The 25,919-nt window shown below is 38.3% G+C and carries 20 protein-coding genes; 8 read left to right on the top strand and 12 right to left on the bottom strand.

From position 1 onward, the window contains the following. Positions 1 to 237 precede the first annotated feature (237 nt). The 3 genes from ACSBRB_RS05015 to ACSBRB_RS05005 all read left to right on the top strand — a co-directional run bounded on the left by ACSBRB_RS05015 (position 238) and on the right by ACSBRB_RS05005 (position 4,385). The gene (locus ACSBRB_RS05015) at positions 238 to 1,596 is read left to right on the top strand and encodes an FAD-dependent oxidoreductase (protein WP_059106345.1); all 1,359 of its coding nucleotides are present in this window, start codon (positions 238 to 240) and stop codon (positions 1,594 to 1,596) included. Between the two features lie 225 nt (positions 1,597 to 1,821). Beyond that, complete coding sequence (locus ACSBRB_RS05010) at positions 1,822 to 3,051, top strand: MFS transporter (RefSeq protein ID WP_435031876.1); 1,230 nt, start codon at positions 1,822 to 1,824, stop codon at positions 3,049 to 3,051. A 101-nt stretch (positions 3,052 to 3,152) separates the two neighbouring features. Beyond that, positions 3,153 to 4,385 carry an MFS transporter gene (locus ACSBRB_RS05005; protein WP_203070587.1) on the top strand — a complete coding sequence of 411 codons (1,233 nt, stop codon included), beginning with the start codon at positions 3,153 to 3,155 and terminating at the stop codon, positions 4,383 to 4,385. A gap of 73 nt (positions 4,386 to 4,458) precedes the next feature. Here ACSBRB_RS05005 and ACSBRB_RS05000 read toward each other — a convergent pair whose 3' ends face one another. From ACSBRB_RS05000 to ACSBRB_RS04985, 4 genes are all read right to left on the bottom strand, one after another. Next, positions 4,459 to 5,193 carry an amino acid ABC transporter ATP-binding protein gene (locus ACSBRB_RS05000; protein ID WP_435031875.1) on the bottom strand — a complete coding sequence of 245 codons (735 nt, stop codon included), beginning with the start codon at positions 5,191 to 5,193 and terminating at the stop codon, positions 4,459 to 4,461. Beyond that, a complete protein-coding gene (locus tag ACSBRB_RS04995) occupies positions 5,190 to 5,909 on the bottom strand; it encodes an amino acid ABC transporter permease (RefSeq protein WP_435032096.1) in 720 nt (239 codons plus the stop codon). Before ACSBRB_RS04995 ends, ACSBRB_RS05000 begins: the two co-directional genes overlap by 4 nt. Then, positions 5,890 to 6,690, bottom strand: coding sequence for an amino acid ABC transporter substrate-binding protein (locus ACSBRB_RS04990; RefSeq protein WP_435031874.1), 801 nt, complete (start codon positions 6,688 to 6,690; stop codon positions 5,890 to 5,892). Before ACSBRB_RS04990 ends, ACSBRB_RS04995 begins: the two co-directional genes overlap by 20 nt. A gap of 461 nt (positions 6,691 to 7,151) precedes the next feature. Continuing rightward, on the bottom strand, positions 7,152 to 8,294 hold the full coding sequence (locus ACSBRB_RS04985; protein WP_435031873.1) for a CapA family protein: 1,143 nt from the start codon (positions 8,292 to 8,294) through the stop codon (positions 7,152 to 7,154). 288 nt (positions 8,295 to 8,582) lie between these two features. Between ACSBRB_RS04985 and ACSBRB_RS04980 the strand changes: the two genes are divergently transcribed. The 3 genes from ACSBRB_RS04980 to ACSBRB_RS04970 are packed head-to-tail and all read left to right on the top strand — an operon-like array spanning position 8,583 to position 11,167. Further along, the gene (locus tag ACSBRB_RS04980) at positions 8,583 to 9,512 is read left to right on the top strand and encodes a VOC family protein (RefSeq protein ID WP_435031872.1); all 930 of its coding nucleotides are present in this window, start codon (positions 8,583 to 8,585) and stop codon (positions 9,510 to 9,512) included. A gap of 15 nt (positions 9,513 to 9,527) precedes the next feature. Beyond that, positions 9,528 to 10,589 (top strand): LLM class flavin-dependent oxidoreductase, encoded by a 1,062-nt coding sequence (locus ACSBRB_RS04975; RefSeq protein WP_435031871.1) that lies wholly within the window; start codon positions 9,528 to 9,530, stop codon positions 10,587 to 10,589. An 11-nt stretch (positions 10,590 to 10,600) separates the two neighbouring features. Then, positions 10,601 to 11,167: an NADPH-dependent FMN reductase gene (locus ACSBRB_RS04970; RefSeq protein ID WP_059106337.1), complete on the top strand. Its 567-nt coding sequence runs from the start codon at positions 10,601 to 10,603 to the stop codon at positions 11,165 to 11,167. A gap of 158 nt (positions 11,168 to 11,325) precedes the next feature. On the opposite strand, the gene betA is transcribed toward ACSBRB_RS04970, so the two are convergent. The 3 genes from betA to ACSBRB_RS04955 all read right to left on the bottom strand — a co-directional run bounded on the left by betA (position 11,326) and on the right by ACSBRB_RS04955 (position 16,681). Further along, positions 11,326 to 13,026, bottom strand: coding sequence for a choline dehydrogenase (gene betA / locus ACSBRB_RS04965; protein WP_203070579.1), 1,701 nt, complete (start codon positions 13,024 to 13,026; stop codon positions 11,326 to 11,328). 54 nt (positions 13,027 to 13,080) lie between these two features. After that, positions 13,081 to 14,574: a betaine-aldehyde dehydrogenase gene (gene betB, locus ACSBRB_RS04960; RefSeq protein WP_435031870.1), complete on the bottom strand. Its 1,494-nt coding sequence runs from the start codon at positions 14,572 to 14,574 to the stop codon at positions 13,081 to 13,083. A gap of 490 nt (positions 14,575 to 15,064) precedes the next feature. Continuing rightward, complete coding sequence (locus ACSBRB_RS04955; protein WP_059106354.1) at positions 15,065 to 16,681, bottom strand: BCCT family transporter; 1,617 nt, start codon at positions 16,679 to 16,681, stop codon at positions 15,065 to 15,067. A 535-nt stretch (positions 16,682 to 17,216) separates the two neighbouring features. Here ACSBRB_RS04955 and ACSBRB_RS04950 point away from each other — a divergent pair. Both ACSBRB_RS04950 and ACSBRB_RS04945 read left to right on the top strand, forming a co-directional pair. Then, positions 17,217 to 18,107 (top strand): fructose bisphosphate aldolase, encoded by an 891-nt coding sequence (locus ACSBRB_RS04950; RefSeq protein WP_059106334.1) that lies wholly within the window; start codon positions 17,217 to 17,219, stop codon positions 18,105 to 18,107. A 340-nt stretch (positions 18,108 to 18,447) separates the two neighbouring features. Further along, entirely contained in the window at positions 18,448 to 19,455 is a 1,008-nt protein-coding gene (locus ACSBRB_RS04945) for a PTS sugar transporter subunit IIC (RefSeq protein ID WP_435031869.1), read from the top strand. Positions 19,456 to 19,526: 71 nt separating this feature from the next. On the opposite strand, the gene cls is transcribed toward ACSBRB_RS04945, so the two are convergent. The 5 genes from cls to ACSBRB_RS04920 all read right to left on the bottom strand — a co-directional run bounded on the left by cls (position 19,527) and on the right by ACSBRB_RS04920 (position 25,901). After that, on the bottom strand, positions 19,527 to 21,011 hold the full coding sequence (cls, locus tag ACSBRB_RS04940; RefSeq protein WP_435031868.1) for a cardiolipin synthase: 1,485 nt from the start codon (positions 21,009 to 21,011) through the stop codon (positions 19,527 to 19,529). Between the two features lie 380 nt (positions 21,012 to 21,391). Beyond that, positions 21,392 to 23,035, bottom strand: coding sequence for an alpha-keto acid decarboxylase family protein (locus ACSBRB_RS04935; protein ID WP_435031867.1), 1,644 nt, complete (start codon positions 23,033 to 23,035; stop codon positions 21,392 to 21,394). A 51-nt stretch (positions 23,036 to 23,086) separates the two neighbouring features. Further along, positions 23,087 to 24,022: a ketopantoate reductase family protein gene (locus tag ACSBRB_RS04930; RefSeq protein WP_435031866.1), complete on the bottom strand. Its 936-nt coding sequence runs from the start codon at positions 24,020 to 24,022 to the stop codon at positions 23,087 to 23,089. Between the two features lie 340 nt (positions 24,023 to 24,362). Then, positions 24,363 to 24,830: a MarR family winged helix-turn-helix transcriptional regulator gene (locus ACSBRB_RS04925; RefSeq protein WP_150888147.1), complete on the bottom strand. Its 468-nt coding sequence runs from the start codon at positions 24,828 to 24,830 to the stop codon at positions 24,363 to 24,365. Positions 24,831 to 24,998: 168 nt separating this feature from the next. Continuing rightward, positions 24,999 to 25,901 carry a glucosaminidase domain-containing protein gene (locus tag ACSBRB_RS04920; RefSeq protein WP_435032095.1) on the bottom strand — a complete coding sequence of 301 codons (903 nt, stop codon included), beginning with the start codon at positions 25,899 to 25,901 and terminating at the stop codon, positions 24,999 to 25,001. Positions 25,902 to 25,919 lie beyond the last annotated feature (18 nt).

Below are 25,919 nucleotides of genomic sequence, written 5' to 3'. Positions count from 1 at the left end.
TAGAACATGCAGCGAAATTGTTTATCCCACTGCAAGTCGTCGAACAGTTATGGCGTATTTGAGAATAAACTTTAATCATTTCAAACGTGGTTTTTATGAATATTTTGTGACATTTCTCATAAGAAAACGTTTCCCATGATTAGAATTATTATTTTGTGATAAATAATATAAGTAACGGCAAAGTTAAAGACATTTAATATAAATCTTTCAAGAAACAACGAGGAGGTTATCAATATTATGAAATATGTAGTAGTCGGAAGTTCACATGCTGGTTTCGAAGTAATTCAAACAGTTTTAAAAGATGACAAAGAAGCTGAAATTCATTTATTCGAAAAAGGTGACAAACCTTCATTCCTATCATGTGGTATTCAAAGCTATTTAGAAGATGTATCACCTTCATTAGATTCTCTTCATTATGCAAACGAAGCATCTTACGAAAAACAAGGTGTTAACGTACACACTGAATCAGAAGTTGTTGATTTAGATAGTGACAATAAAACTGTAACTGTTGACCACAATGGTGAACAATATACAGAGTCTTACGATAAACTCTTCTTAAGTCCTGGTGGCGTACCTAACGTACCACCTGTTGAAGGTCTTGATGAATACAACAATATCTTCTTCATGCGTGGCCGTGACTGGGCAGGTAAAATTAAAGACCGTTTATCTGAAGCGAAAAAAGTTGTCGTAGTTGGTGGTGGCTACATTGGTATCGAAGCTGCTGAAGCATTCACTAAAGCAGGTGCTGATACTAAAATCATCGACGTAACGGATCGTATTTTACCAACTTATTTAGATGAAGAATTCACTTCAATCTTAGAAGATAACGCCAAAGAACATGGCTTAGACTTCGTTGGTGGCGAAATGGTTAAAAAAGTAGAAGGCGAAAACGGTGACGTAACTAAAATTGTTACAGATAAAAACGAATACGAAGCAGACACAGTACTCTTCGCAATCGGTGTTAAACCTTCAACTGAATGGTTAGCTGATAAAGTTGAATTAAACGACCTCGGCATGATTAAAATCGACAGAAAACAACAAACTTCTGTTGAAGACATCTACGCTGGTGGTGACGCAACATTAATCCCTTACGCACCAGTTGAAGAAGAACGTTATATCGCACTTGCTACTAACTCTCGTCGTCAAGGTGTTGTAGCTGCGAAAAACATGACTGGTAGCGAAATGGAAATGCCACGCGTATCTGGTACTTCTGGTTTACGCCTATTTGACTACAACTTCGGTCAAACTGGTTTACACGAAACTGAAGCACCTGTATACGACGGTAATTTAGGTGCAACTTATGTTGAAGAACTTGTAAGACCTAAATTCATGCAAGACGAAACAAAAGTTCACATGAAAGTGGTTTACGATAAAGATAGTCACCGTATCTTAGGTGGTCAAATCATGTCTAAAGAAGACTTAGTTGAATCTATCAACACAATCTCAGTTGCAATCTCTGCAGGTTGGACATTAGAACAACTTGCTATGGCTGACTTCTTCTTCCAACCAGATTTCGACCGTCCTTGGAACTATCTTAACGTACTTGCTCAAGAAGCACTTGGCGAAACTCACGGTAGCGACCAAATGTTATTCTAATGCGTCCATCGCATGAGCAATTCAATTTAAATTAAATGTATTCAACTGTCGACAAGGTCAAGCTTTGTCGGCAGTTTTTTTATTTTGTTTAAAATATCTCGCTATCCCTTCTCAATCATCATAAAAATAATATTGAAAAGCTACACCTTTTATGGTTATATAATATTAATACCTTAATTTTCAGAATATACAAAATTGTAGAATTCACTTGTCAGGAGCGATGCGATGATTCAGAAATTTAACTCGATGAATGTTACTTTAAAAGTCAGTCTGATTTCTTCTTTTTTCCAGAGCATTATCACAACAGCATTTCTTCCTTTTATCGCTTTGTATCTTTCAGACATGGTGAATGCGCGATTCTCGGGTATCTTTTTATCCGTTCTCGTAATTATTACATTGCCTATCTCATTGGTTAGTGGTCATATTGTGGATCACTTTTCAAAGCGGCATCTCGTACTCACTTATCAATTGGGCATGGCGGTAGCGTTATTTTGTATGGCGATGGCACTACTCCAACCGGCTGAGTATCTCGTTTATTTTTGTATCGCATATGTTTTCTTTACTATCCTGAATAGTCTAGAACATCCAGCGATGGATGCCATTGTCATGGATGCGGTTACACCAGACGTTGAAAAGTTCATTTTTAAATTTGGTTATTGGCTAAATAATACAGCAACGGCTATCGGAATGCTGCTTGGAGCTGCCTTTTATCAGTCGAATAAAGCTTTAATGTTATTTATTGCTGCACTTACTTTCTTTCTCGTGTTTATAGCCTTATTGAAATGGATTCCACAAACGACGCACATAAAAATGGCATCATCCTACAATATTAAAGATATCTTTTCAAACTATGGCAAAGTCATTAAAGATAAAACGTACATACTGTTAATGTTCGCTTTCAGTTTGTTATTATCTGCGGAATTATCCATGTCTTCTTACGTCGCACTAAGATTGGAACGTACATTTGAAAGCTTTTCTCTATTTACTTTTCACATTGATGGCGTCAAAATGTTTTCAATTCTCATGGTCACGAACACCATCAGCGTCGTATTGTTCTCTTATGTGATATTGCAAGGAAATAAATACTTTAAAGAAAAACATTTCCTTATCATAGGATTTGCACTCTATCTCATTGGTTATGTCAGTTTAACCTATTTAAATTCATTCTCATTGTTACTCATCGCTATGCTGCTTGCGACGAGTGGAGAAATCATTTATTCTCCGATCTATCAAGAAAAACAATATAAGCTCATTCCAGAAGATATGCGCGGATCATATTCTGCTTTTGGTTCGTTAGGCTTTCATTTCTCTGAACTGATTTCACGTTTCGGTATCTTGCTAGGTACGTTTTTAAGTGTATTCGGCATGAGCATTTATATGACGTGTATCATCTTAATCGGTGCTATTTGTATGTATATCGCCGTATATCGGCCGTTAGATAGAAGAACGGTTTAAACTTTGGTACGCTCATTATAATCATGTGATCATTCAGTTTACCACCCTGATTCAACTACTTAAATATAGCATTTCAGCCCACATTGAAGGAGAAACCGCTTATGTCTAAATTTAATCTATTAAATCCTACATTAAAGGTCAGTCTGATTGCGGGTTTCTTTCAACAAATGATTACAACGGCGTTTCTTCCCTTTATCGCACTCTATTTAACTGAGATGATCAGCGCACAGTTTACGGGTCTCTTTTTATCGCTATTAGTCTTAACTACCATTCCTCTCGATCTCTATGGCGGTTATATCATCGATACCTTTGCGAAACGTAAAATCATCTTAACCTATCAGTTCTTTATGTCATTGATGTTACTCGCAATGGCGTTCACCCTAGTCGACGGACCGAAATATATCGTTTATTTTTGCATCGCTTATACGATATTTGTCATCTTCTTTGGCCTTCAATTTCCAGCGATGGATGCGATTGTCATGGATGCCGTCACGCCAGAGGTCGAAAACTATGTCTTCAAATTTGGTTATTGGTTGGACAACATTGCGATAGCAGTGGGCATGTTTTTAGGTGGTTATCTTTATCATTCAAATAAATCCATCATCTTATTAGTCGCAGCCGCCATATTCTTTCTCGTCTTTCTATCACTTAAAATTTGGTTACCTAAAGATACAAAGAAAGCACAAAAATCGCGCCACAATAGTAAAACGCTTTTTACCAACTATGCCAAGGTATTCAAAGATAAGCAATACATGATCTTACTAGTCTCCACCAGTTTGATTATGTCAGCAGAATTATCCATGTCTTCTTATGTCGCTTTAAGGTTACAACAGAACTTCCAAGAAATATCGTTCTTATCCATACCTATTGATGGCGTTAAAATGTTTTCAGTCATCATGATTACGAATACATTAACCATCGTGTTACTCTCTTATATTATCCATAAAGGGTATCATGTTTTCAGTGAAAAATACTTTTTCTTATTCGGCTTAATCTTTTATATCTTAGGTTATGTCAATTTAACATATCTTAATTCATTTTGGTTTCTAATCCTCGCAATGATGATTGCTGCGAGTGGTGAAATTATCTTTTCTCCAGTCATCCAAGAGAAACGATACAAGATGATTCCCGAACGTTTGAGAGGTTCTTATTCTGCGCTCGGTAATTTAGGTTACAGTCTCGCAGAACTCCTCGCCCGCTTCGGCATTTTGTTAGGAACGTTCTTAAATGTTTTCGGTATGAGTATGTATACCCTAGTCATTTTAGTCATCGGTGCAATAGGAATTTATGTATCAGTAAATAAATACTTATCGAACGAACGCCAATCCATTTAGAAAAGCATACAAAAAACCTCTAAAGAACTATTTTCATATCACTTAGATCTTTAGAGGTCATTCAACTAAGATATTAGGCATCTTCACGTATCATATTTAAAAAGCGTTGGAGTTCTGGGCTCTCTGGATGATTGAACAATTTCTCTGGATCTCCTTGTTCTCCAATCACACCTTCATGAATAAACACGGTCTTGTTTGAGACTTCCCTTGCGAAACGCATTTCATGGGTCACGATGACCATGGTCATGCCTTCCTCAGCAAGTTCTTTAATCACTTTCAATACTTCGTTTACTAATTCAGGGTCTAATGCAGATGTAGGCTCATCAAACAACATGACTTTCGGATTCATCGCTAAAGCTCTTGCGATTGCGACACGTTGTTGTTGACCACCAGATAACGCGGCGGGGTGCTGATCTTTGACTGCAGTCAGTCCTACTTTTTCTAGCAGCTCGAGTCCTCGATTTTTCGCATCTTTTTTATTCATTTTCTTAACAGTGACCAAACCTTCAATCACGTTTTCAAGCGCAGTTTTATGTGGAAAGAGATTATAGCTTTGGAATACCATGCCTGACTCTTTACGCACACGAATTTGAGATTTTTTATCATCGTTCGTATATGTCTGGCCATTTACATAAACCGTACCTTCTGTCGGTAATTCAAGGGCATTCATCATGCGTAATAGCGTCGTTTTCCCCGAACCTGAACGACCGATTAACGTCACGACTTCACCTTGATCTACCGTTAAATCAATGCCTTTAATGACGGTTTTGTCGCCGAATTGTTTCTTGATATTGTGTAATTCAATCATGAACGATAACTTCTTTCAAGATAAGATTCATAAAAGCCTTGGATGATTGAAATGATAAAGCATACGACCCAGTATAGGATTGCGACAAGCACATAGATCGTTAAGTACTCATATGTGGTTGAGGCAACCTCTTGAGCCTTTCTAAACATTTCAGCAACAAGGATAAATCCTAATAGTGATGTATCTTTGATCAAACTTAAAAATGTGTTCCCAAGCGCTGGTACCGAAACACGGATAGCTTGAGGTAACACAATACGTTGAACCGTTTGTCGATAGTTCATACCTATAGAGTAAGCCGCTTCGGTTTGTCCATCAGGTATAGACAATATCCCTCCACGGATAATTTCTGACGCATAGGCGCCGACGTTGAATGACAGACCAATAATCGCTGCGACGACCGGTGCTAACGTCCATTGCACACTTGAATCATTCGTAATCAAACGGCCTAATTCTGGAATACCATAGAAGATAATGAACAGTTGAACGATGAGTGGCGTACCTCGAATAATCGAAGTATACACCCGGGCGATTCCGCTAAGTACACGACTAGTTGAAATGCGCATCAATGCTGTAAATAATGCAATAATCAACCCCAACACAAATGTGATGAGCGTGATGGGGATTGAGTATTTAACGAGACCTTCTAACATCGGTAAGAAGGCTTGCTTTGCGGCATCTAGCGCATGTTGTTGTTCACTATTTAGGCTCAGAAACATCATCATCAAACCATTTCTTACTTATTTTAGTTAATTCACCATTATCTTTTAATTTTTTCAATGCTTTATTGATATCTTCTATTTTCTTGTCATCTTCTTTTTTAGTGAATATAAACGCAGATTGGCTTTGTTCTTCGTCACCTTCGATGGCTTTGATCTTAGCACTTGGTTTTTGTTTTTTATAATCCAAGTAAGACACGTTGTCATTAAACGTACCATCAACACGGTTAGATAAAATTAAGTCCATCGCTTGGTTAAAACCATCAACTTTCGTTACATCTGCACCTTTATCTTTCGCCATTTGACCGTAATTAGATGTAAACGTTTGGGCTAACTTTTTACCTTTCACGTCATCGAATGATTTAATGTCGTTATTATCTTCGCTGACTACAAGTACTGCGTTTGAATATGTGTAAGGATCAGAGAATTTATATTTTTCTTGGCGTTCTTTATTGATCCCTACTTGGTTAGCGATCATGTCAAAACGACCTGCATCTAACCCTGCAAACATAGAGTCCCATTGTGTTTCTTTATATTCAACTTTGTAACCAATCTCTTTGGCTACCGCGTTTGTCACGTCGATATCATACCCCGTTAACTCATCATCTTTGTTATGGAAAGTAAACGGTGCATATGTCCCTTCAGTTCCAACGACGAGTGTTTTGTCATCCCTTGAACTTTCAGATTTATTTGCTGAATCTTTGTCAGAATCATCGTTACCGCATGCAGTTAAAACCACCGCTAACAGTGTAACAAATAAACCATAAATTAATTTCTTCATAGCACTACCTCTATTCTTATTATTTTAATCGGATTTATACATAGTTTAGCCTCTCTGTATGAATTAGTCAATCCTATTTTCTTTAAAATAAACGTCTTTCATCGGCCTCGTGCGCGGCACTCACATTGTTTTAGTTACACTGTAAATAATTTTTATCATTTTGGTAGGATTTTCAAAATATATTTTAACAGTTAAGCATTCAAAACTGCCATTTGCGCATTGATTCACACAAAACTGTGCGTTCGTGATAGCGTAAATGTAGAGAACATACCACCGAAGAAAGTGGCTGACAAGGTGAGATATTGTTCAATAAATCATCGCCTTAAAACGTAGAAATCGCTCGCAGATAGCACGAGCGATTTCAAAGTATACCCTTTCCTGATTCCCAATATTTATACCTGAAGAGCGGAGTAGAAATCTTCCACAATCATGGATTTCCACCCCGCTCTCTTTTTATGATATTACATGCTTTCATCATTAAGATATTTAGCATCTATTGTATCTCTGGTGATCTGTTCGAATCGATCTCGACTCATATCGTATCCTGGGAAGCCTTGTAAACCATGTCTTTGTATCATATCATCCGTATAATCATCGAGCGGTATCACTTTAAAGTCTGTGCGTTTCATCGGATAACGCACGTCTTTGCGTTCAAAATGATTTACAAGTGATTTCCATTCGACGTTTTTCACAGTAACTTGATTTCCTTTTTCTTTAAGTGTGAATGATAAGTTACCGCCGAGTTCATTACTTTCGGTACCTGTCATTTGCGCGTTAAGAAAATTACCTAATGAATACGCAACCAATGTACGATGACCGTCTTCTCCTTTCACCCATTTAACAGGTTGAATGACGTGAGGATGTGTCCCAATGACGACATCTACATTTTGTTTCGCCAAGAACTTCGCATAATCTTTTTGAACGCGCGTCGGTTTATGACTGCCTTCTTTGCCCCAATGTACAGATACAATTACCGCATCACTTTTCTTCTTCGCACGTTGAATATCGTGTTTCATGAGCTTTTTATCCAAGTAATTGATGCTGTAGTCATGTTTCGACTTCAAACCGTTTGTCCCATACGTATAGCTCAACATCGATACTTTCATGCCATTCACTTTTTTCACAGGAATGCGGTCACGTTGAGATTGAGATTGATATTTCCCAGTAAATAATACGCGGTTTTTAAATGTTTTCCATACATCAACTTCATGTTCTAACCCTTTTGAACCTTGGTCTAATGCGTGGTTATTTGAACCGTTCACTAGGTTGAAGCCTGTATCAACAAGATCTCCCGCCACATCACTCGGGGTGTTAAAACGTTTAAAGCCAGAGTATGGTCTGTCGTCTCTTCCAAGTGGTGACTCCTGATTGACATAAGCGAGGTCCGCTTGTTTAATATCATCTTTGATTGGTTTGTACATCGGTTTAAAGTTGAAGGAACCATCCGCTTCCTCAGCATCTCTGTAAACGGCTGGATGAATTAAATTATCCCCTACTGCAGTGACATCTACCGTTTCTTCTTTTTGACTTTCATTAATGGTAGATAATCCTGTTACGATAAATAATAGAAAGCTTGTCATTACCATAATATAGTTTTTCTTCATTTCTATCTCTCATTTCGTTCATATTTTCTATTTAATAGACAGTCAACTCTATAATATCATAATCAACTATCAATAAATGCATTTTAATTGATTTATGTAAAAAATATCATTATATATTATGATACAAAGTTAAATTTTGAACATAAGCACTATCATACCGCTTCAATACGACCTGTTATAACGGCACAACCATTTCGCTCTAAACGTTCAAATGTGCCCCTGTAAGTTAAAAACTATCTTTTTTGAATGTTATACTTTATTATCTTAGAAAAAAGGGAGGAAACGACAATGAGTCATATTATCGGACACCATCACATTTCAATGTACACAAAAGATGCTAAAGCCAATAAAGATTTTTACACAAATGTCCTCGGTTTACGTTTAGTAGAAAAATCTGTAAACCAAGACGATCCATCCATGTACCATCTCTTTTTCGGTGATGAAATCGGTACGCCAGGTACGTTACTCAGCTTTTTCGAACTGCCAAATATCGGACGAAATCACCCTGGTACAAATTCCATTTATCGTCTATCTCTACTCGTTCCTTCCGAAGAGGCTCTTACATTTTTCGAGCAACGCCTTCAAGATGCCGAAGTGAAAACTGAACGCATGCGTTATCTCGGTCAAGCAGCCTTATTATTCAAGGACATCGATGACTTAGAAATTGTGCTCGTCGTCAACGGTGATCATACGTTACCGACTGCATGGCGTCACAATCGTTATACGGATATCCCAGAATTATATCAGATCTTAGGATTAGGACCGGTCGAATTACGGGTAAGAGATAAAGAGGCAACGGTTTCTTTCTTACGTGATGTCTTAGAGTATCATCAACGTGATTTCGATGAAGTTACTGTCTATACCTTAGATGACGATGGACTTTACACAGACTTTGTCGTTGTTGAACAACAAGGTGAACACGTGAGACCTGGTCGTGGTTATGTACATCATATTGCGGTGAACACACCTTCAGATGATGACTTAAATACGATTTATAAACGCATTCAAAATGAACCACGTAAGAATTCTGGCATTATCGATCGATTCTTTTTCAAATCATTATATTATCGCCAAAACAAAATCATGTTTGAATTCGCGACAGCAGAACCTGGTTTCACAGTAGATACACCGATTGAAGATTTAGGTAAAACATTAAACCTACCTGACTTCATGCAAGATCGTAGAGAAGAAATCGAACAAAACTTACATGAATTATAAAAAGGTGGATAGAAAATGGCAAAATTAACGATGAATCAAGATACGCCGCTTGAATTTGGTCTTTACTCTCTCGGAGATCATTTACTCAACCCACATAATGGTGAAAAAGTCAGCTACGAACAGCGCATACAAGAATTGATTGAAGCGAGTAAATTAGCTGATCAAGCTGGCATCAATGTCTTTGCGGTAGGTGAAAGTCACCAAGAACATTTCACGACCCAAGCGCATACAGTTGTGTTAGGTGCGATTGCGCAAGCCACTGAAAACATCAAGGTTTCTAGTGCATCTTCTATCATCAGCGCAGCAGATCCTGTCAGAGTCTTCGAAGACTTTGCGACAATTGATTTAATTTCAAACGGGCGTGCAGAGCTCGTGGCTGGTCGTGCCTCTAGAACGGGCATATTTGAATTGTTCGGTTATGACCTTAACGATTACGATGATTTATATGAAGAGAAATTAGACCTACTATTAAAACTAAATGAAAATGATCGCATTACATGGTCTGGTCGCTTCCGTCCAGATTTAAACAACATGAAAATCTTCCCTCGCCCAGTCGATGACAATCTACCTATCTGGCGCGCAGTGGGTGGTCCTCCAGCTAGTGCAATTAAAGCAGGACGTCTCGGCGTGCCTATGATGATTACGACATTAGGTGGACCAGCGATGAACTTCAAACGTTCTATCGATCTTTACCGTTCTACGGCACAAGATAACGGCTTCGATACATCACCTGAAATGTTGCCAGTATCTACGGCGAGTCTTTTCTATACTGCAGATACGACACAAGAAGCAATGCGTGAGTTCTATCCACACATTAATACAGGTATGGCTTTTATTCGTGGCGTAGGTTATCCTAAACAACAATTTGCGAATGCCCCAGATGAACGTGAAGCTTTAATGGTGGGCAGCCCGCAACAAATCGTTGAAAAAATCTTGTACCAACAGGAACTATACGGACACCAACGTTTCATGGCACAAATCGATTTCGGTGGCGTGCCGTTTGATAAAATCATGAAAAATATTGACTTAATTGGTGAAAAAATCATTCCAGAAGTGAAAAAACATTTATCTAAATAGGAGGTATAACCTTGAATATTGTGTTACTTTCCGGTTCTCCAGTAGGAAGTAAAACCCGCATTGCAATGGATGCTTTACAAGAAGCAATCCACAAAGAAGATGATTCACATGAAGTGACATTATTAGATTTACGTGAGTTGGATCTCGTATTCAGTGATGGACGCAGTTATATGGATCAAGAAGGTGACACACTGAAACTCACACAAGCGTTGATGAATGCTGACGTCATCTTTATCGGATTCCCAGTGTTCCAAGCATCTATTCCTGGTGCATTAAAAAATGTCTTTGACTTACTCCCAGTCAATGCGCTCAGAGATAAAATTGTAGGTATCGTCGCAACTGCAGGATCACCTAAACACTATTTAATTCCTGAATTTCAATTAAAACCGATCCTAGGTTATATGAAAGCACAAATCATGCAAACGTATGTATTTATTGAAGAACAAGACTTCGCAGGAAAAGAAATTGCGAACGATGATATCTATTTCCGTCTTGATACACTTGCGAAAGATACATTGCGCATGGCTAAAATCCATCAAAACATTTTAGAAGAAGAAGATAACCAATACGATTTCTAAAGTTGATATGAAAGCGAAGCACTGATATAGGGTTTGATTCCATCCCTTTATCAGTGCTTTTTTCATGTGTATACAAAAAAGAGACTATTGAAAGTCGTTATTAAACGAGCCTTTCAATAGCCTCTCTTAATTTATTTTAAACGATGATGGTTTATCAATTAATCGATAGCGCCATCTTTTTCATCGTTGACACCGTGTTTGTAGTATTCAACGTATTCTGGTTCTAATTGTTTTTTACCTAAGATCATGTCTGCTGCTCTTTCAGCCATCATGATCACAGGGGCATGTATATTACCATTTGTAGTACGTGGCATTGCAGAAGCGTCTACAACACGTAAGTTTTCTGTGCCATAAACTTTAAATGAGTTAGGATCTACAACTGCCATTGGATCTGATGATGGTCCCATTTTAGCACTGCATGAAGGGTGTAATGCAGTTTCACCATCATTTTTAACCCATTCAAGGATTTCTTCGTCAGTTTGAACAGAAGGTCCTGGAGAAATTTCACCAGCGTCATAAGGTTCTAACGCTTTTTGAGATAAGATGTTACGAGCAACTCTGATTGCTTCTGTCCATTCTTTTTCGTCTTCTTTTGTAGAAAGATAGTTGAACACGATTTCTGGTTTTTCAAATGGGTCTTTAGATTTAATTTTCAAGCTACCGCGAGAGTTAGAGTACATTGGTCCAACGTGAACTTGGTAACCGTGTGCTGTATTAGCTTTTTGACCATCGTAACGAACTGCAATTGGTAAGAAGTGGAACATGAGGTTAGGATAATCCACTTCATCGTTTGAACGTACGAATCCGCCACCTTCGAAGTGGTTAGAAGCTGCAGCACCTTTACGAGCAAAGATCCATTCTAAGCCGATGAATGGCATTTTTTTGATGTCTAAGCTTGGTTGTTCAGAAACAGGTTGTTTACAAGCGTGTTGAACGTAAACTTCAAGGTGGTCTTCGAAGTTTTCACCTACACCTGGTAAGTGGATACGTGGTTCGATACCTACTGAACGTAAGTGTTCTGAATCACCGATACCTGATAATTGTAATAGTTGAGGTGTATTGAATGCACCACCTGATAAGATCACTTCTTTAGCGTTCACTGTGTGATATTTACCGTTACGTTTGAATGTCACACCAGTCACTTTATTACCATCGAAGTGTAATTCAGTTACGAATGCACGTGTTTTAACTGTTAAGTTTTTACGGCTCATCACTGGGTGTAAATAAGCTCTTGAAGCAGAAACACGACGACCGTTGCTGACGTTACTGTCGAATGGTCCAAAACCTTCTTGACGGAAACCGTTAACGTCAGGTGTTTTGTGATAACCTGCTTGAACAGCTGCGTCGAAGAATGCTTGGAATAATGGGTTTGTAGCTGGACCACGTCTTAATTTAAGGGGACCATGTAAACCACGGAATTTGTCGTCTTTGTCGGCTGCGAATGTTGTTTCTAAACGTTTGAAGTATGGTAAGCAGTGAGCGAAGTCCCAGTTTTCCATACCTTCTGGTTCTGCCCAACCTTCATAGTCCATTGGGTTACCACGTTGATAAATCATACCGTTGATAGAACTTGAACCACCAAGCACTTTACCACGTGCGTGGGCAACTTTTCTGCCGTTCATATGTGGTTCATTTTTTGTTTCATAAATCCAGTCATAGAAACGATTACCTGATGGGAACATTAATGCGGCTGGCATTTGGATAAGTAAATCCCATGGATAGTCACTACGGCCTGCTTCTAAGATAAGCACGTCGTTATTTTTATCTGCAGTAAGGCGATTACCTAATACTGAACCTGCAGTACCTCCTCCGATGATGACATAATCGTATGTTTTGTTATTTGTTTCTTCATTACTCATACACTATATCCTCCTGTTTCAATAAATTAAATCTTTGCTTTACTGCTCTACGTCTTATTTACTAAACCAGTCTACCGGTTCTGGATATTGGTTCATGAGAATGTGTTTAGTATTAAGATATTCTTCTAATCCTTCTTTACCTAATTCTCTACCAATACCTGATTGTTTGTAACCGCCCCATGGTGCTTGAGCGAAGTATGGGTGGAAGTCGTTAATCCATACTGTACCCATTTTCATTTTAGAAGCGACGCGTTGCGCTTTACCGATATCAGATGTGAATACCGCACCTGCAAGACCATAAATTGAATCGTTCGCAAGTTGGATTGCTTCTTCTTCTGTATCGAATCCTTCTACAGTTACAACTGGACCGAATACTTCTTCTTGAACGATGCGCATTGAAGTATCGCAATCAGTGATGACAGTTGGTTCAAAGAAGAAACCGTCTTGTAAGTCTTCACGATTAGGACGTTTACCACCTGTAGCGATTGTTGCGCCTTCTTCTTTAGCAATGTCAATATAGTTTTCTACTTTTTCACGGTGTTCTGCTGAAATAAGTGGACCCATTTCAGTGTCGTCATCAAAACCATTACCGACTTTAATTTTTTTAGCACGGTCGATTAATGTTTGTTCAAATTTATCTTTAATACTGTTATGAACGATGATACGTGAACCTGCTGAGCAAACTTGACCAGCGTGGAAGTAAGCACCGTTTAATGCTTGGTCTACTGCGACATCAAAGTCTGCGTCATCGAAAATCACGTTAGGGTTTTTACCACCGAGTTCTAACGCAACGTTAGTGACATGATCTGCCGCTTGTTTCATGATGTGTTTACCAGTTTGAATACCACCAGTGAATGATACTAAGTCAACTTCTTTATGAGATGACATTACTTCACCGATTTCTGAACCTTTACCAAGTACAAGGTTAATAACACCTTTAGGGAAACCAATTTCTTCCATTAATTCAAATACGCGGATTGTAGTTAATGGTGTGATTTCACTTGGCTTCATAACTAATGAGCAACCTGAAGCTAATGCAGGTGCAATTTTCCATGATGCTTGAAGTAAAGGATAGTTCCAAGGTGTGATTTGAGTTACAACACCAAGTGGTTCTTTAACGACTTTACTTTCAGTATTTGGAATAGGTGACTCAATTATTTCTCCGCCATCTTTATCTGCGAGACCAGCGAAATACATGAACACATTATGGATATCATCCATATCACCTAATGATTCTTCATATGTTTTACCAGTATCTAATGTTTCAAGTTGTGCGAGTTCTTCTCTGTGTTCTTTAATTGCATCAGCCACAGCACGCACTTTTTTACCACGTTCTTCACCAGTCATTTGTTGTGAATATTCGCCTTCTTCAAATGAACGACGTGCTGCTAAGATAGCACGTTCTGCATCTTCAGCTGTACCTTCAGCAACCTCGAAGATATTTTCTTGGTTGTATGGGTTTATAATGGTACGCGTTTCTTTATTTGAACTTTCTACCCATTCACCATCAATAAATTGACGATTAGATAACTTATCTACAAGTTCCATCAAATCACCCTCCGTTAAGTTTGTTAAATTTTTATTTAACGAATTTATCTATACCATAGTAGCATATGCCGAAAAATGATGTCAACTTGTGCTGACTATTCACGCGGGACTGAAGCGTCGTTAAGCTGCGCTACGACCGCTATGACTATGTACTATGCGTCAAAGATTATGACGTTAAATGGTGTACGCTATTGAATACTCAAACAATGTAAACGTTACTTTATTTCTATACCACTTACATAAAATATCTAACACAATTTACATGAAACTCATCATTCTATCATTCGGATTTGATGACACGTTACCCACTTATGATGTTTGCTTTTCAAAGTGGATTACAATTGTTATCTGTAACAAGCATTCTATGATAAGTCAAACAATGACAAATCTATGTGATAAAAGGTAAACCTGAGCGTGAATGGATTTCATTTTCCAAAAAAAACGACGAAACCTCAAATATTATAAGGTTTCGCCGTCAAATCATATCGCGTTATAAATTATCATCGTGTTCTTCGTCGTCATGACTTTCACGAACTTGGACAATCCGTAACGACCGTCGTTCTATATCTTTATACTTATCGGCTCGCCGTTGTAGTTTAAGCCGGTCGCCCGACAAGGTTTGTAAGAACGATATCATCATGATGACGAATATGACTATCAGAGGCACACTCGCCAGTAATGATGCTGTTTTCAGTACGTCTAGGGCTTGGTCCCCACCTACTAACATAAGTGAGAATGGTAATAAACATAATGCGAAAGCCCAGAATAAACGGTTCGCTCTTAATGGTTCACCGAGCACTTTGTTTTGTGTAGCTGCGGCTAAGATATAAGAACCTGAGTCGAATGTTGTTGCCAAGAATAAGAATGCTGAAATTAAGAATAATATAATGATAAATGTTGGTGCAGGTAATTGGTGCATAACCTCGATGATAGTTGCTTCAGTACTATGACTGTTTAAGAAATTGATCACGTCGAATTGACCAGTCAATTGTAAGTAAACTGCATAGTTACCAAAGATACCGAAGAATAATACGCAACCTAATGTACCGTACACGATCGTACCAAGGATGACTTCTTTTAATGTACGACCTTTAGAAATACGAGCGATAAAGAGTCCGATAAATGGTGCGTAAACAATCCACCATGACCAGTAGAAGATTGTCCAGTCTTGTGGGAAGCCTGTTTTTTCACGACCACCGATACCGCCAAATGGTTCTAACCATGAAGCCATTTGGAAGAAGTTTTTCAACATGTTACCGAAGCCTGTTACCGTCGTTTCCATAATAAATACTGTAGGACCGACAACGAATACAAAAATAAGTAAGAAGAATGATAACCAAACGTTGACGTCACTTAATTTTTGAATCCCTTTTTTCAATCCTGTGTATGAACTAATTGCGAAAATAACTGTAATTGTTAAAAGAATCGCACTGCGCATGACCATGTTATCGGCATCTAAACCAGTTAAGCGTTCGATACCTGAAGAAATTAATGGTACACCAAGTGCTAATGATGTTGCGGCACCGCCGAGTAAACCGAAGATGAATAAAACGTCAACGATTTTACCGAGCAATTTGTCGGTTTGACCTTTGAGGATTGGTCGGCAAGCTTGACTGATTTTATAAACCGGTTGTTTTTTAACGAAAACTAAATATGCGATCGGTAAGGCAGGTAATACGTAGATTGCCCATGCGATAGGTCCCCAGTGGAACATACCATACATGGTTGCAAGGTCTAACGCTTCATCTGTCATACCATCTGCACCGAGTGGCGGCACTTGATAGTAGAATGCCCATTCGATGACACCCCAGTATAAAATATCTGAACCGATACCAGCACAGAAAAGCATTGAAGCCCAACTGAAGTCATTGAATTCAGGGCGATCAGTGGATTTACCAAGTGTAACTTTACCGTATTTACCAAAAGCTATGTATAATACGAAAGCAAGAATAACTAATCCTAAGAGTAAGTACACTGCACCGATCGAGTTAGATATCATATCATTAAGACCAGTAATGACATCTTCACTCGCTTTAGGGAAGACCATCATCGGTATTACAGCCATAAGTAATATAATGACGGATCCTATAAAGGTCGGCCAGTCCATGATTTTACTTTTCTTATTCACTTATCAGCACCCCTTATAGAAAATATGTAACTATAAAACTATTAATAGTTTTATATATGGTCTTTATAAACATAAAGGGTAACTAATAATTAGAATTCTTGCAAATTGGCTTCATAAAATATAGATATTTATAATGAATATTTATATATTAAATTGTTATATAAAAGTGGGTCAGAATGATCAAAAGTATTGTTAATTTTATATTTAATGAATTTTAGTAAATTAAACCTAAGTGATTTTTGCATCTATATACACAATATATGCATTTAAATTTATTTATGTTTTTTGATGAGGCGTCGTAATCATTTCTACTATTTTATGAAATTGCATGTTCTTTGATTGGTTATACAATTTTTAGATTTAGCGGCCTTTTATTTATGTTTTTTAAGCTGCAAAATGCGCATGCTTATGCGGTTCATACAAAAATTCAAAATATTAAGGGAAAGCAGTTGCGTTATGCTCTCATTTTTATCATACTGTAGGTAAATAGGAAACAGAGGAGTGAAAGTAAGAAATGAATAAAGAACAATTCGACAAAATTAAAAACGGCAAAGGATTCATTGCGGCATTAGACCAAAGCGGCGGTAGTACACCTAAAGCGTTAGCTGATTACGGCGTTGCTGAAGATCAATATAGCAACGATGATGAAATGTTTACCCTCGTGCACGAAATGCGTACACGCATCGTAACATCACCATCATTTAATGGCGATAAAATCCTTGGTGCGATTCTTTTCGAACAAACAATGGATCGCGAAGTAGAAGGTAAACATACTGGTGACTACTTAGCTGATAAAGGCATCGTTCCTTTCTTAAAAGTAGATAAAGGTTTAGCTGAACAACAAGACGGTGTTCAATTAATGAAACCTATTTCTGACTTAGATACATTATTATCTCGCGCAAACGATCATAAAATCTTCGGTACAAAAATGCGTTCTAATATCTTAGAATTCAATAAAGAAGGTATCGATCAAGTTGTGCATCAACAATTTGTGATCGCTAAAGAAATCATCGCTAAAGATTTAGTTCCAATCATTGAACCTGAAGTTAACATTCACAGCGAACAAAAAGAAGAAATCGAAGCTTATTTAGCTGAAGCAATCAAAAAAGAATTAGATCAATTAGATGAGGATCAATATGTCATGTTGAAATTATCTATTCCAACTAAAGCAAATCAATACAACGAATTAATCAACCACCCTAACGTGGTACGTGTCGTTGCATTATCTGGTGGTTACAGCAGAGAAGATGCGAACAAATTACTTAAATCGAACGACGGCTTAATCGCAAGCTTCTCTCGTGCGTTAATCAATGATTTAAACGTCGATCAATCAGAAGAAGAATTCAATCAAGTCTTAGCAGATACAATTGATTCTATCTACGATGCTTCAGTCAATAAAAATTAATTTTACACATCGCATCCTATAACTTGATACAATATAGAGTGGAACAGACTCCTGGTTTACTCGCCAGTGGTTCTGTTCCACTTTTTTGTTTTAAGATAATTTGTGAAGTTGAAAAACATCTTCGTACCCATTTTTAAGAAATAGGTACGAATGTCCCCCTATTTATTAATAAGGTTATATCTTTATCGCACTCCATTTTAATCACTTTCATAAGGAGATGCACAACGTTTTTTGAACGTTGTTTTAAAATTGTGAAAAACTGTTTTGTAACTTTACACGGGTAGTGTTATACTTATATCAATTTATTTATTAAATCTAAACTTTGGGGTGGTTAATTAAAATGGTTAAATATTTAAATAGATGGTTCATAGAGGCACTGAGTTACATGACCTTTGGGCTATTCGGCTCACTGATCATCGGCCTTATTCTTGAAACCATTGGAAATCAAACACTGATACCACAACTGAACCTCAGCTTTTTAGCAGATATCGGTGAAGTTGCGGGTAGTTTAACAGGAGCAGCGATTGGGGTTGCCATAGCACATGGTCTGGGCGCTAAGCCGCTCGTCATTTATTCCTGTGCCATCGTAGGGACATTAGGTTTTGACACATTTGGTGGTGGCGCAGTCGGAGCATACATAGCAACCCTTGTCATCGTAGAATTAAGTCAGTTTTATGCAGGCAAAACAAAAATCGACATCATTGTCGCGCCTATGGCAACAATTATCGGTGGCGGTGCGATCGCATTGCTTTTCGGTCCAATCTTAAACAGTCTCATGACTGCACTTGGTGGCATCATTAATGCCGCGACAGACCAACAACCTTTCATCATGGGTATCATCGTCGCAGTTATCTTTGGTTTTGCACTAACAGCACCAATCTCTAGTGCAGCCCTCGCATTAATGTTAGATTTAAGTGGTTTAGCAGCCGGTGCCGCAGCAATTGGCTGTTGTTCACAAATGGTCGGCTTTGCGGTTAACAGTTATAAAGATAACGGTTGGAGTTCACTCATTTCTGTCGGTATTGGCACAAGCATGTTGCAAGTTCCGAATATCTTAAAACATCCGTTAATCTTAGTGCCGCCAACTTTGGCTAGTGCCATCATCGCACCGATTATGACGACACTCTTCCCTATGACGAATAACGCTGCAGGTGCAGGTATGGGTACGAGTGGTTTTGTTGGTCAAATTATGACAATCAAAGTGATGGGCGGTACGTTAGATACTTGGATCCTCATCGCAATTTTCCATGTGATCTTACCAGCAGTCGTTAGCTTCTTGTTATATAAAATCATGTTCCATCAAAACTGGATTAAAGCAGGCGACCATCAATTAGATATTGTCGATTAATAGATAAAACAAAACCAGCGGCGCTGATTGAGCGTACCGCTGGTTTTTTATGTTTAAAATATGTTTTTTCATTAAAGTAATGGTGAGATGAGTTTCGCAATTGCCTCTTTGAATTTAATCCAGTTAGAACGATTTTCGTAACGTTCTTCTGTAAGTTGTGTACTTTTCTTAATGTCGTTATCGAAGGCTTCACTCAATTGGCGCGCGAGTTTTTCATTATAAACGAAGGCATTGATTTCAAAGTTGAGTTCGAAGCTACGTAAATCCATACTAGCAGAACCAACACTCGCAACTTCATTATCAATGACCATGGTTTTAGAATGAAGAAATCCATTATCATACGTATATACTTTGATACCATCCTTGATGAGTTGTGCCACGCTATCCCATGTTGCCCAGTAAACTAACGGATGGTCCGGTTTACAAGGAATCATAATTGTCACATCAACACCCGCTTTAGCAACAATACGTAATGCATTAATGAAACCGCGGTCTGGAATAAAGTATGGACTATGAATACGGATAGATTCTTTCGCACTCATGATCAGTTTCATGTAACCAAATTCAATTTGATGCCATGTTTCATCAGGTGCACTTAACGCAATTTGCATTGCGACGTCACCATCATCATGTGAATTCGGTGGGAAGTATTTTTTATTGAATTCAAGTTGTTCTCGATCTGCTTGAGAGTTCCAATCTTGAATAAAGCTAAGTTGTAATGCATCCACACCATCACCGCGAACGCGTAAATGCGTATCTCTCCAATAACCCATTTTTTCGTTGAGACCAAGATAGTCATCAGCGATATTAAAGCCACCGACGTAACCAATCTTACCATCGACGACTAAAATCTTACGGTGGTTTCGGTTATTAATACGGAAGTTAATGAGTGGAATCTTAGAGTCAAAGAATGCTTCAACTTGTCCGCCTAATTCTTTTAAGCGATCAAAGGTATGTTTCTTCACACTTTTCGTACCGACAGAATCGTAAAGTACTTTAACTTCTAATCCTTCTTGTGCTTTTTGTTCTAAAATTTCTCTTACCTCAGTACCTAAGCCATCCATTTCAAATTTGCAATACTCTAGATGGATGTAGTCTTTGGCGTTACGTAAGTCTTCTTTAAATTGATCATATAAATCATGACCATCTGTATAAAGGTCGACTTTATTTGTTTCAGTTAAGAATGACATTTGATCGTGCAGCAACATCTGAACGATATCGCTATGTTTACTCACGATGTCATTTTTAGTCGTAAATTCATCATTTTTATAATTTTCAAGTTGTTCATCCACCCTATCCAGGGCGTCTTCGATTGCCTCTCCGGAGACTTGTTTTTTACGTCTCATTCTGAGTGCACGGCCGACAAACATATATAAAATAAAACCAAAGATTGGCATGACAAAGAGTAATAGTAACCATGCCCATGTTGCTGTAGCGTCTCGGCGATCACGGTCTAAAAATACGATGACCGCTGCTAAAAAGATATTCAATACTAAGAAACAGATTAAAACAATTCTGTAAACCAGACTAATACCTGGGTCAAACACGATATGCATTGGCTCGCCTCTTCATAAATATGGTCCTGACTTAAGCTGCTTGAGATGCGAAAAGTATGTATCTATGTGGTGCATCTTCAGTTGAACTTAAGGTGTGTATACACATTCAGTACCCATTTTGGGCATATGTACAATCATTATTATAGAGAACTCTTTCCCCTTGTACAATGTTATGAACATCATAATGAATAAATTTATCTTTTTATATTAAAAATGAGAATTTTATCCACTTTTTGATCTTAACAATTAATATGTTCATTATGATTCAAGGAGTATGAAGAAAGAAGTATCCAGTAAAATGTCAAAAGAGCGGCAAAATGCCGATTAAAAGAGAGAAAGCAGTCTCCGGCTAGACAACCCGAAGACTGCTTGAAAGTCTATTATTTATTTTGATTAGCGAATGATTTAGCGATTTTATTTAATTTAGCGGGTGCATCGTCTTTCGTCATTTTCACTTCGACAAAGTGCATGTGTGATGCATCATCGTTTATTGTATCCATAGCTGTTTTAAGATCTTGGCTTGTTTGAACGTCATGTACTTTCACTGTATCTTTTCCACCGAAGACAGCAGGTAACATTTGATAGTCCCACATACTGATATCGTTGTACGGTTCTTTCTCACCGTGGATTTTACGTTCAACAGTATAACCATCATTGTTAATGACGAAGAGTACAGGTTTGATATCTTGGCGAATCATTGTCGCAATAGATTGTACTGTAAGTTGTAATGATCCTTCGCCGATGAGTAACACGCTACGACGTGATGGATCAGCGATTTGCGTACCGAGTGTTGCAGGTAATGTATAACCGATAGAGCCCCATAGTGCTTGGCCGATAAATTTATTATTCGCAGATAAGGTTAAATCATAACCGCCAAAGAATGAAGTACCTTGGTCAGCGATAATGACATCATTCGGTTGAATAAATTGTTGCATCAACTTGAAGTATGTTTGTTGCGTTAATGGTTCATCGTTGATTTCATAATCATCGTCGTAAGCCGCTTTGTGGTCTGGGAATGATACATCAGCCACATAATCGATATCGAGTAAACCTTGTAATAAATCAGGAAGCGCAATTTCGTCACTGACGCGATCTCCGAGTTTAAAGTTGCGGTGATTTAAATTCACAACGTTTGCATCATCAAACTGATATGAGAATCCTGCTGTTGCAGAGTCTGTTAATTTTGCACCGATGAGTAAAATCAAGTCTGAACCATCGACATATTGTCTTAAATCATCTTCTGCTACTTCACCATCATAGACGCCCATGTAGTACTCGCTTTCTTCGTTAAAAGCACTTTTACCTAATGATAATTGGGCTACAGGAAGATGTGTTTTCTCTACAAATTGTTCTAACTGTTCATGTAAACCAAAGCTATTAATTTCGTGACCTGTTAAAATGACAGGTTGTTTCGCTTGTTCTAATTGTTGTTGAACTGCTGAAACATAGTCGCTGACATCTTCAGTTTGTGCTTCAGGTAATTGATAAGGCGCATCGACTTCGATTTCTGTCGTAGTCGTATCAATCGGTAAATGCATGTGTACCGGACGTTTTTCTGCAAGTGCAGCATTGATTAAACGTGGAATTTCAGTCGTTGCATTTTCCGGCGTAATATAACCTTGTGCAGCTGTGATATATTTAAACATGTTTCTGTAATCGTCGAAAGTACCTTCACCAAGTGAATGGTGCACATATTTTCCAGCGCTTTCTACTGCTGTGGTTGGCGCACCTGTAATTGCTAATACTGGTACACGTTCTGCATAAGAACCTGCGATCCCATTCACAGCATTTAATTCACCTACGCCAAATGTAGTCACTAATGTTGAGAGACCTTTCATGCGTGCATAACCATCTGCAGCATAACTTGCGTTGAGTTCGTTCGTGTTACCTACCCATTCCACATCTGGATGTGCCACGATGTCATCTAAAAAAGCTAAGTTGAAATCACCAGGCACACCAAAAATCTTTTCTACACCTGCTGTACTGATACAGTCCATTAAATAAGTTCCAATACGCTTTTTCATGTGTTCATTCCGCCTTTTTAAATTGATTTATAGTAACATATATCTTTAAGTTTAATCGACGTGGGATAATTCTAATTGATGTACAAGATGTGTTAACAGTTTGTTGTTCGGTGTTTCAATACCGAGTTCGTCACCGTATTTTGCAATTTGCCCGTTTAAATAATCCACTTCCGTATAACGTCCACTATATAAGTCTTGGTGCATCGAAGGATAATGTAAGCCTTGTGTCTCCTCAGGGTATGTGGCTTCGATCTTGTCGATTAAAGCATCTTCACTTAACTGAACGTCACGTGCAGCAGCGACCGCGACGATTTCTTTAATAATCGGTTTAATCATGTCAAGCGTTGCTTCATATTCTGCAAATGCACCAATGCGCTTATTAAGAATGGTACATAACGGATTTACCACACTATTCAATGTCGCTTTCGACCAAACAGATTGGAAGACATCTTCACTAATCGTCGAATTGAGTCCTGCATCATTGAAGATATCGTTAATAGCAGAAGTTCGTGCATCCGCTTCTCCATCTGCGCGTTGCAATTCAATACCACCAGTGCCTTCTAACAATAACTGTCCAGGCCCTCTTAAACCTGCAGTCCAAACTGTGACGGCTAGGAAGATTTGTGACATCGGTATCACTTGCGAGAACCGCTCGTGGTGTCCTAAACCGTTCATCATCGTTAGTACTGTTGTATCCGGTTTAATCGCATCATACCGTTTCAAGTCTTGTAACATCTCGACAGATTGCATGGCTTTCGTAAGGATAATGATTAAATCATACTGTGTGTCGATTTCATGAGGATGAATGGCTTTGATATCTAATTGATATGTGTCATCTTCTGTTTGTATTTCAACCCCATGTTGTTGAATTTGGGCTACGTGTTCATCCCAATAATCAATCAATGTAACATCGTAACCAGCTTGTTTAATCATCGTGCCAATGCGACCGCCCATCGCGCCTGCACCTGCAACTGCAATTTTCTCCATAGAATCACCCTTTGTCTGATAGAGAGGTTTAGCTAAATGTCGCGCTCGGCCTCTCTTAAAATGCGAGTTCATTTACACTACGAATATAATGAATATGTTCAAAATAAACTCAGTTCATTATATTTTGCTTACGAAGACAAAAGATACGCTATCGCACTTTGACTTCGCTTCTTTCTTTATCATAAGTGCCACTACTAAAAAGGTCAATGTGTTTGACCGATATGTGTGCAAGCATGTGAAACGCTTACAACTACGTCTATTTTACCACCCTGTGTCTATATAACAAAGTAATCACACTGGTTAGCGCACCAGTACTAAGAGGAGGCCACCCTTTATTCATTCAATCATTATTCTGGTGTGCTTGCATATGTTTTAAATGTTTAACTTCGCGAAATCCAGGGCGACGTTCCGCAAAGGCTTCCATGATCGCATACCAATCATGCCCCACGTCTTGTTGGATCTGTTGAAATAAATCATTCTGTGCTTTATTTAATGTTCTCACTAATTGTTGTCCTTGTTCAGTCACGTACAACTGCTTCACGCGTTTATCATCGACCGCTTGTTTTTCTACGATAAGCCCTTCTTCTTTTAGTTTACGCAAAGTCGCATGACTCCCTTGTTTTGAGATTTCTAAACTTTTGAGTAAGTTTTTAATCGTAATCCCCGGTACTTTATCAATAAAGAAGAGAAAGCGATGGTGTTGACGACTCAAACCATATTGTTCGATGATTTCATCAGCTGTGTTGATAAATGTTTTATAGGCAAAATAAAACAGTAAATGTTCGTAATCACTATTATTTGATGACACAGCTTCCCATCCTTCATCTCATGTATACTACTGATAAACATAGCACACTTCTTAGAGAAAGTGTAAACTCAGTTCACTACACGCTCAACCGTTGAAGGAATTATATACCGTTGTTTTAATTACGAAAAACGCGATAAGATGATTGATTTCTTACCGCGTTGAATGAATTTATGATGCACGTTCAGGACTAATATAACTTAATTGTTGTGCGTCTGCTTTAGAAATGACACGTTGCGAAATCACACCTAAGCCTTTCACATTAGATTCTGAAATGACGATAGACCCATCCGCTTTTACTTCTTCCACAAAAGCGACGTGACCATATTTACTATCCGAATGAAGTTGACCTGGTTCAAATGAAACGGCTGTATGCGCTTTTGGTGTATGAGACACCGTATAACCTTTCACTAAAGCGTTATGAGCCCAGTCCCCGCCATTGCCCATCACAGTATCTACATGTAAATCAAATTGTTGTAAACGATTATAGACATACCATGTACATTGACCGTAAGGATAAAACGCTGTAGCACTTGGCGCAACTTCTTCGAACGGGAGATAATCTCCGTTTTCAACTGGAGCCGTATGTGACAATACTTTATTGATCTTAGGCATCTTCTTATGATCGAACGCATCTAGATGGTAATGTTCAATAATGCTGTTTAACTTTTTATCGTAATCTGGATCCGTCGCATATTTGCCTGTTAATGCACGTGTCGCATGGTGATGGGTTACACCTGGAATCTTCCAAGTGTCTTGATAAATATTAGGATTGCCATCAATCCCTTTCTTCATGAGCTGTGCATAATCCTCAAGAGATGCCTTGTGGTTTGGATATTGTTTAAAGCCAGCATTGATACTATACAATGCGCCATTCTCATCCGCTTCAAGCGTATCAAAATGAGCCGTTTGCCCTTGATATGCCCCCTTAACCCCAAATAAATTATGGTATGGATTTTGGGCAAGTTCACTCTGTCCAGAATTGGACTCCAGAATCGCTTGTGCAATAATCACAGAAGCATAAAGTTCTTGTTGTTGACCGATATCATGCGCATCCTTTGCGACTTTCTTAATGAATTTACGCGTCGCTTC

Origin of the sequence: Staphylococcus auricularis (genome assembly GCF_051172115.1) — a bacterium.
Taxonomy (GTDB): Bacteria; Bacillota; Bacilli; order Staphylococcales; family Staphylococcaceae; genus Staphylococcus; species Staphylococcus auricularis_A.
This window is presented reverse-complemented; position numbering and strand designations above follow the sequence as displayed.

Bases quoted from the DNA above. Each gene is read 5' to 3' on its own strand.
- ACSBRB_RS04985 (WP_435031873.1), bottom strand. From the start codon at position 8,294: ATGAAGAAAAACTATATTATGGTAATGACAAGCTTTCTATTATTTATC.
- ACSBRB_RS04930 (WP_435031866.1), bottom strand. From the start codon at position 24,022: ATGGAGAAAATTGCAGTTGCAGGTGCAGGCGCGATGGGCGGTCGCATT.
- ACSBRB_RS05000 (WP_435031875.1), bottom strand. From the start codon at position 5,193: ATGATTGAATTACACAATATCAAGAAACAATTCGGCGACAAAACCGTC.
- betA (WP_203070579.1), bottom strand. From the start codon at position 13,026: ATGAGTAATGAAGAAACAAATAACAAAACATACGATTATGTCATCATC.
- ACSBRB_RS04980 (WP_435031872.1), top strand. From the start codon at position 8,583: ATGAGTCATATTATCGGACACCATCACATTTCAATGTACACAAAAGAT.
- ACSBRB_RS04990 (WP_435031874.1), bottom strand. From the start codon at position 6,690: ATGAAGAAATTAATTTATGGTTTATTTGTTACACTGTTAGCGGTGGTT.
- cls (WP_435031868.1), bottom strand. From the start codon at position 21,011: ATGCATATCGTGTTTGACCCAGGTATTAGTCTGGTTTACAGAATTGTT.
- ACSBRB_RS05010 (WP_435031876.1), top strand. From the start codon at position 1,822: ATGATTCAGAAATTTAACTCGATGAATGTTACTTTAAAAGTCAGTCTG.
- ACSBRB_RS05015 (WP_059106345.1), top strand. From the start codon at position 238: ATGAAATATGTAGTAGTCGGAAGTTCACATGCTGGTTTCGAAGTAATT.
- betB (WP_435031870.1), bottom strand. From the start codon at position 14,574: ATGGAACTTGTAGATAAGTTATCTAATCGTCAATTTATTGATGGTGAA.
- ACSBRB_RS04955 (WP_059106354.1), bottom strand. From the start codon at position 16,681: ATGGACTGGCCGACCTTTATAGGATCCGTCATTATATTACTTATGGCT.
- ACSBRB_RS05005 (WP_203070587.1), top strand. From the start codon at position 3,153: ATGTCTAAATTTAATCTATTAAATCCTACATTAAAGGTCAGTCTGATT.
- ACSBRB_RS04975 (WP_435031871.1), top strand. From the start codon at position 9,528: ATGGCAAAATTAACGATGAATCAAGATACGCCGCTTGAATTTGGTCTT.
- ACSBRB_RS04995 (WP_435032096.1), bottom strand. From the start codon at position 5,909: ATGTTTCTGAGCCTAAATAGTGAACAACAACATGCGCTAGATGCCGCA.
- ACSBRB_RS04945 (WP_435031869.1), top strand. From the start codon at position 18,448: ATGGTTAAATATTTAAATAGATGGTTCATAGAGGCACTGAGTTACATG.
- ACSBRB_RS04935 (WP_435031867.1), bottom strand. From the start codon at position 23,035: ATGAAAAAGCGTATTGGAACTTATTTAATGGACTGTATCAGTACAGCA.
- ACSBRB_RS04950 (WP_059106334.1), top strand. From the start codon at position 17,217: ATGAATAAAGAACAATTCGACAAAATTAAAAACGGCAAAGGATTCATT.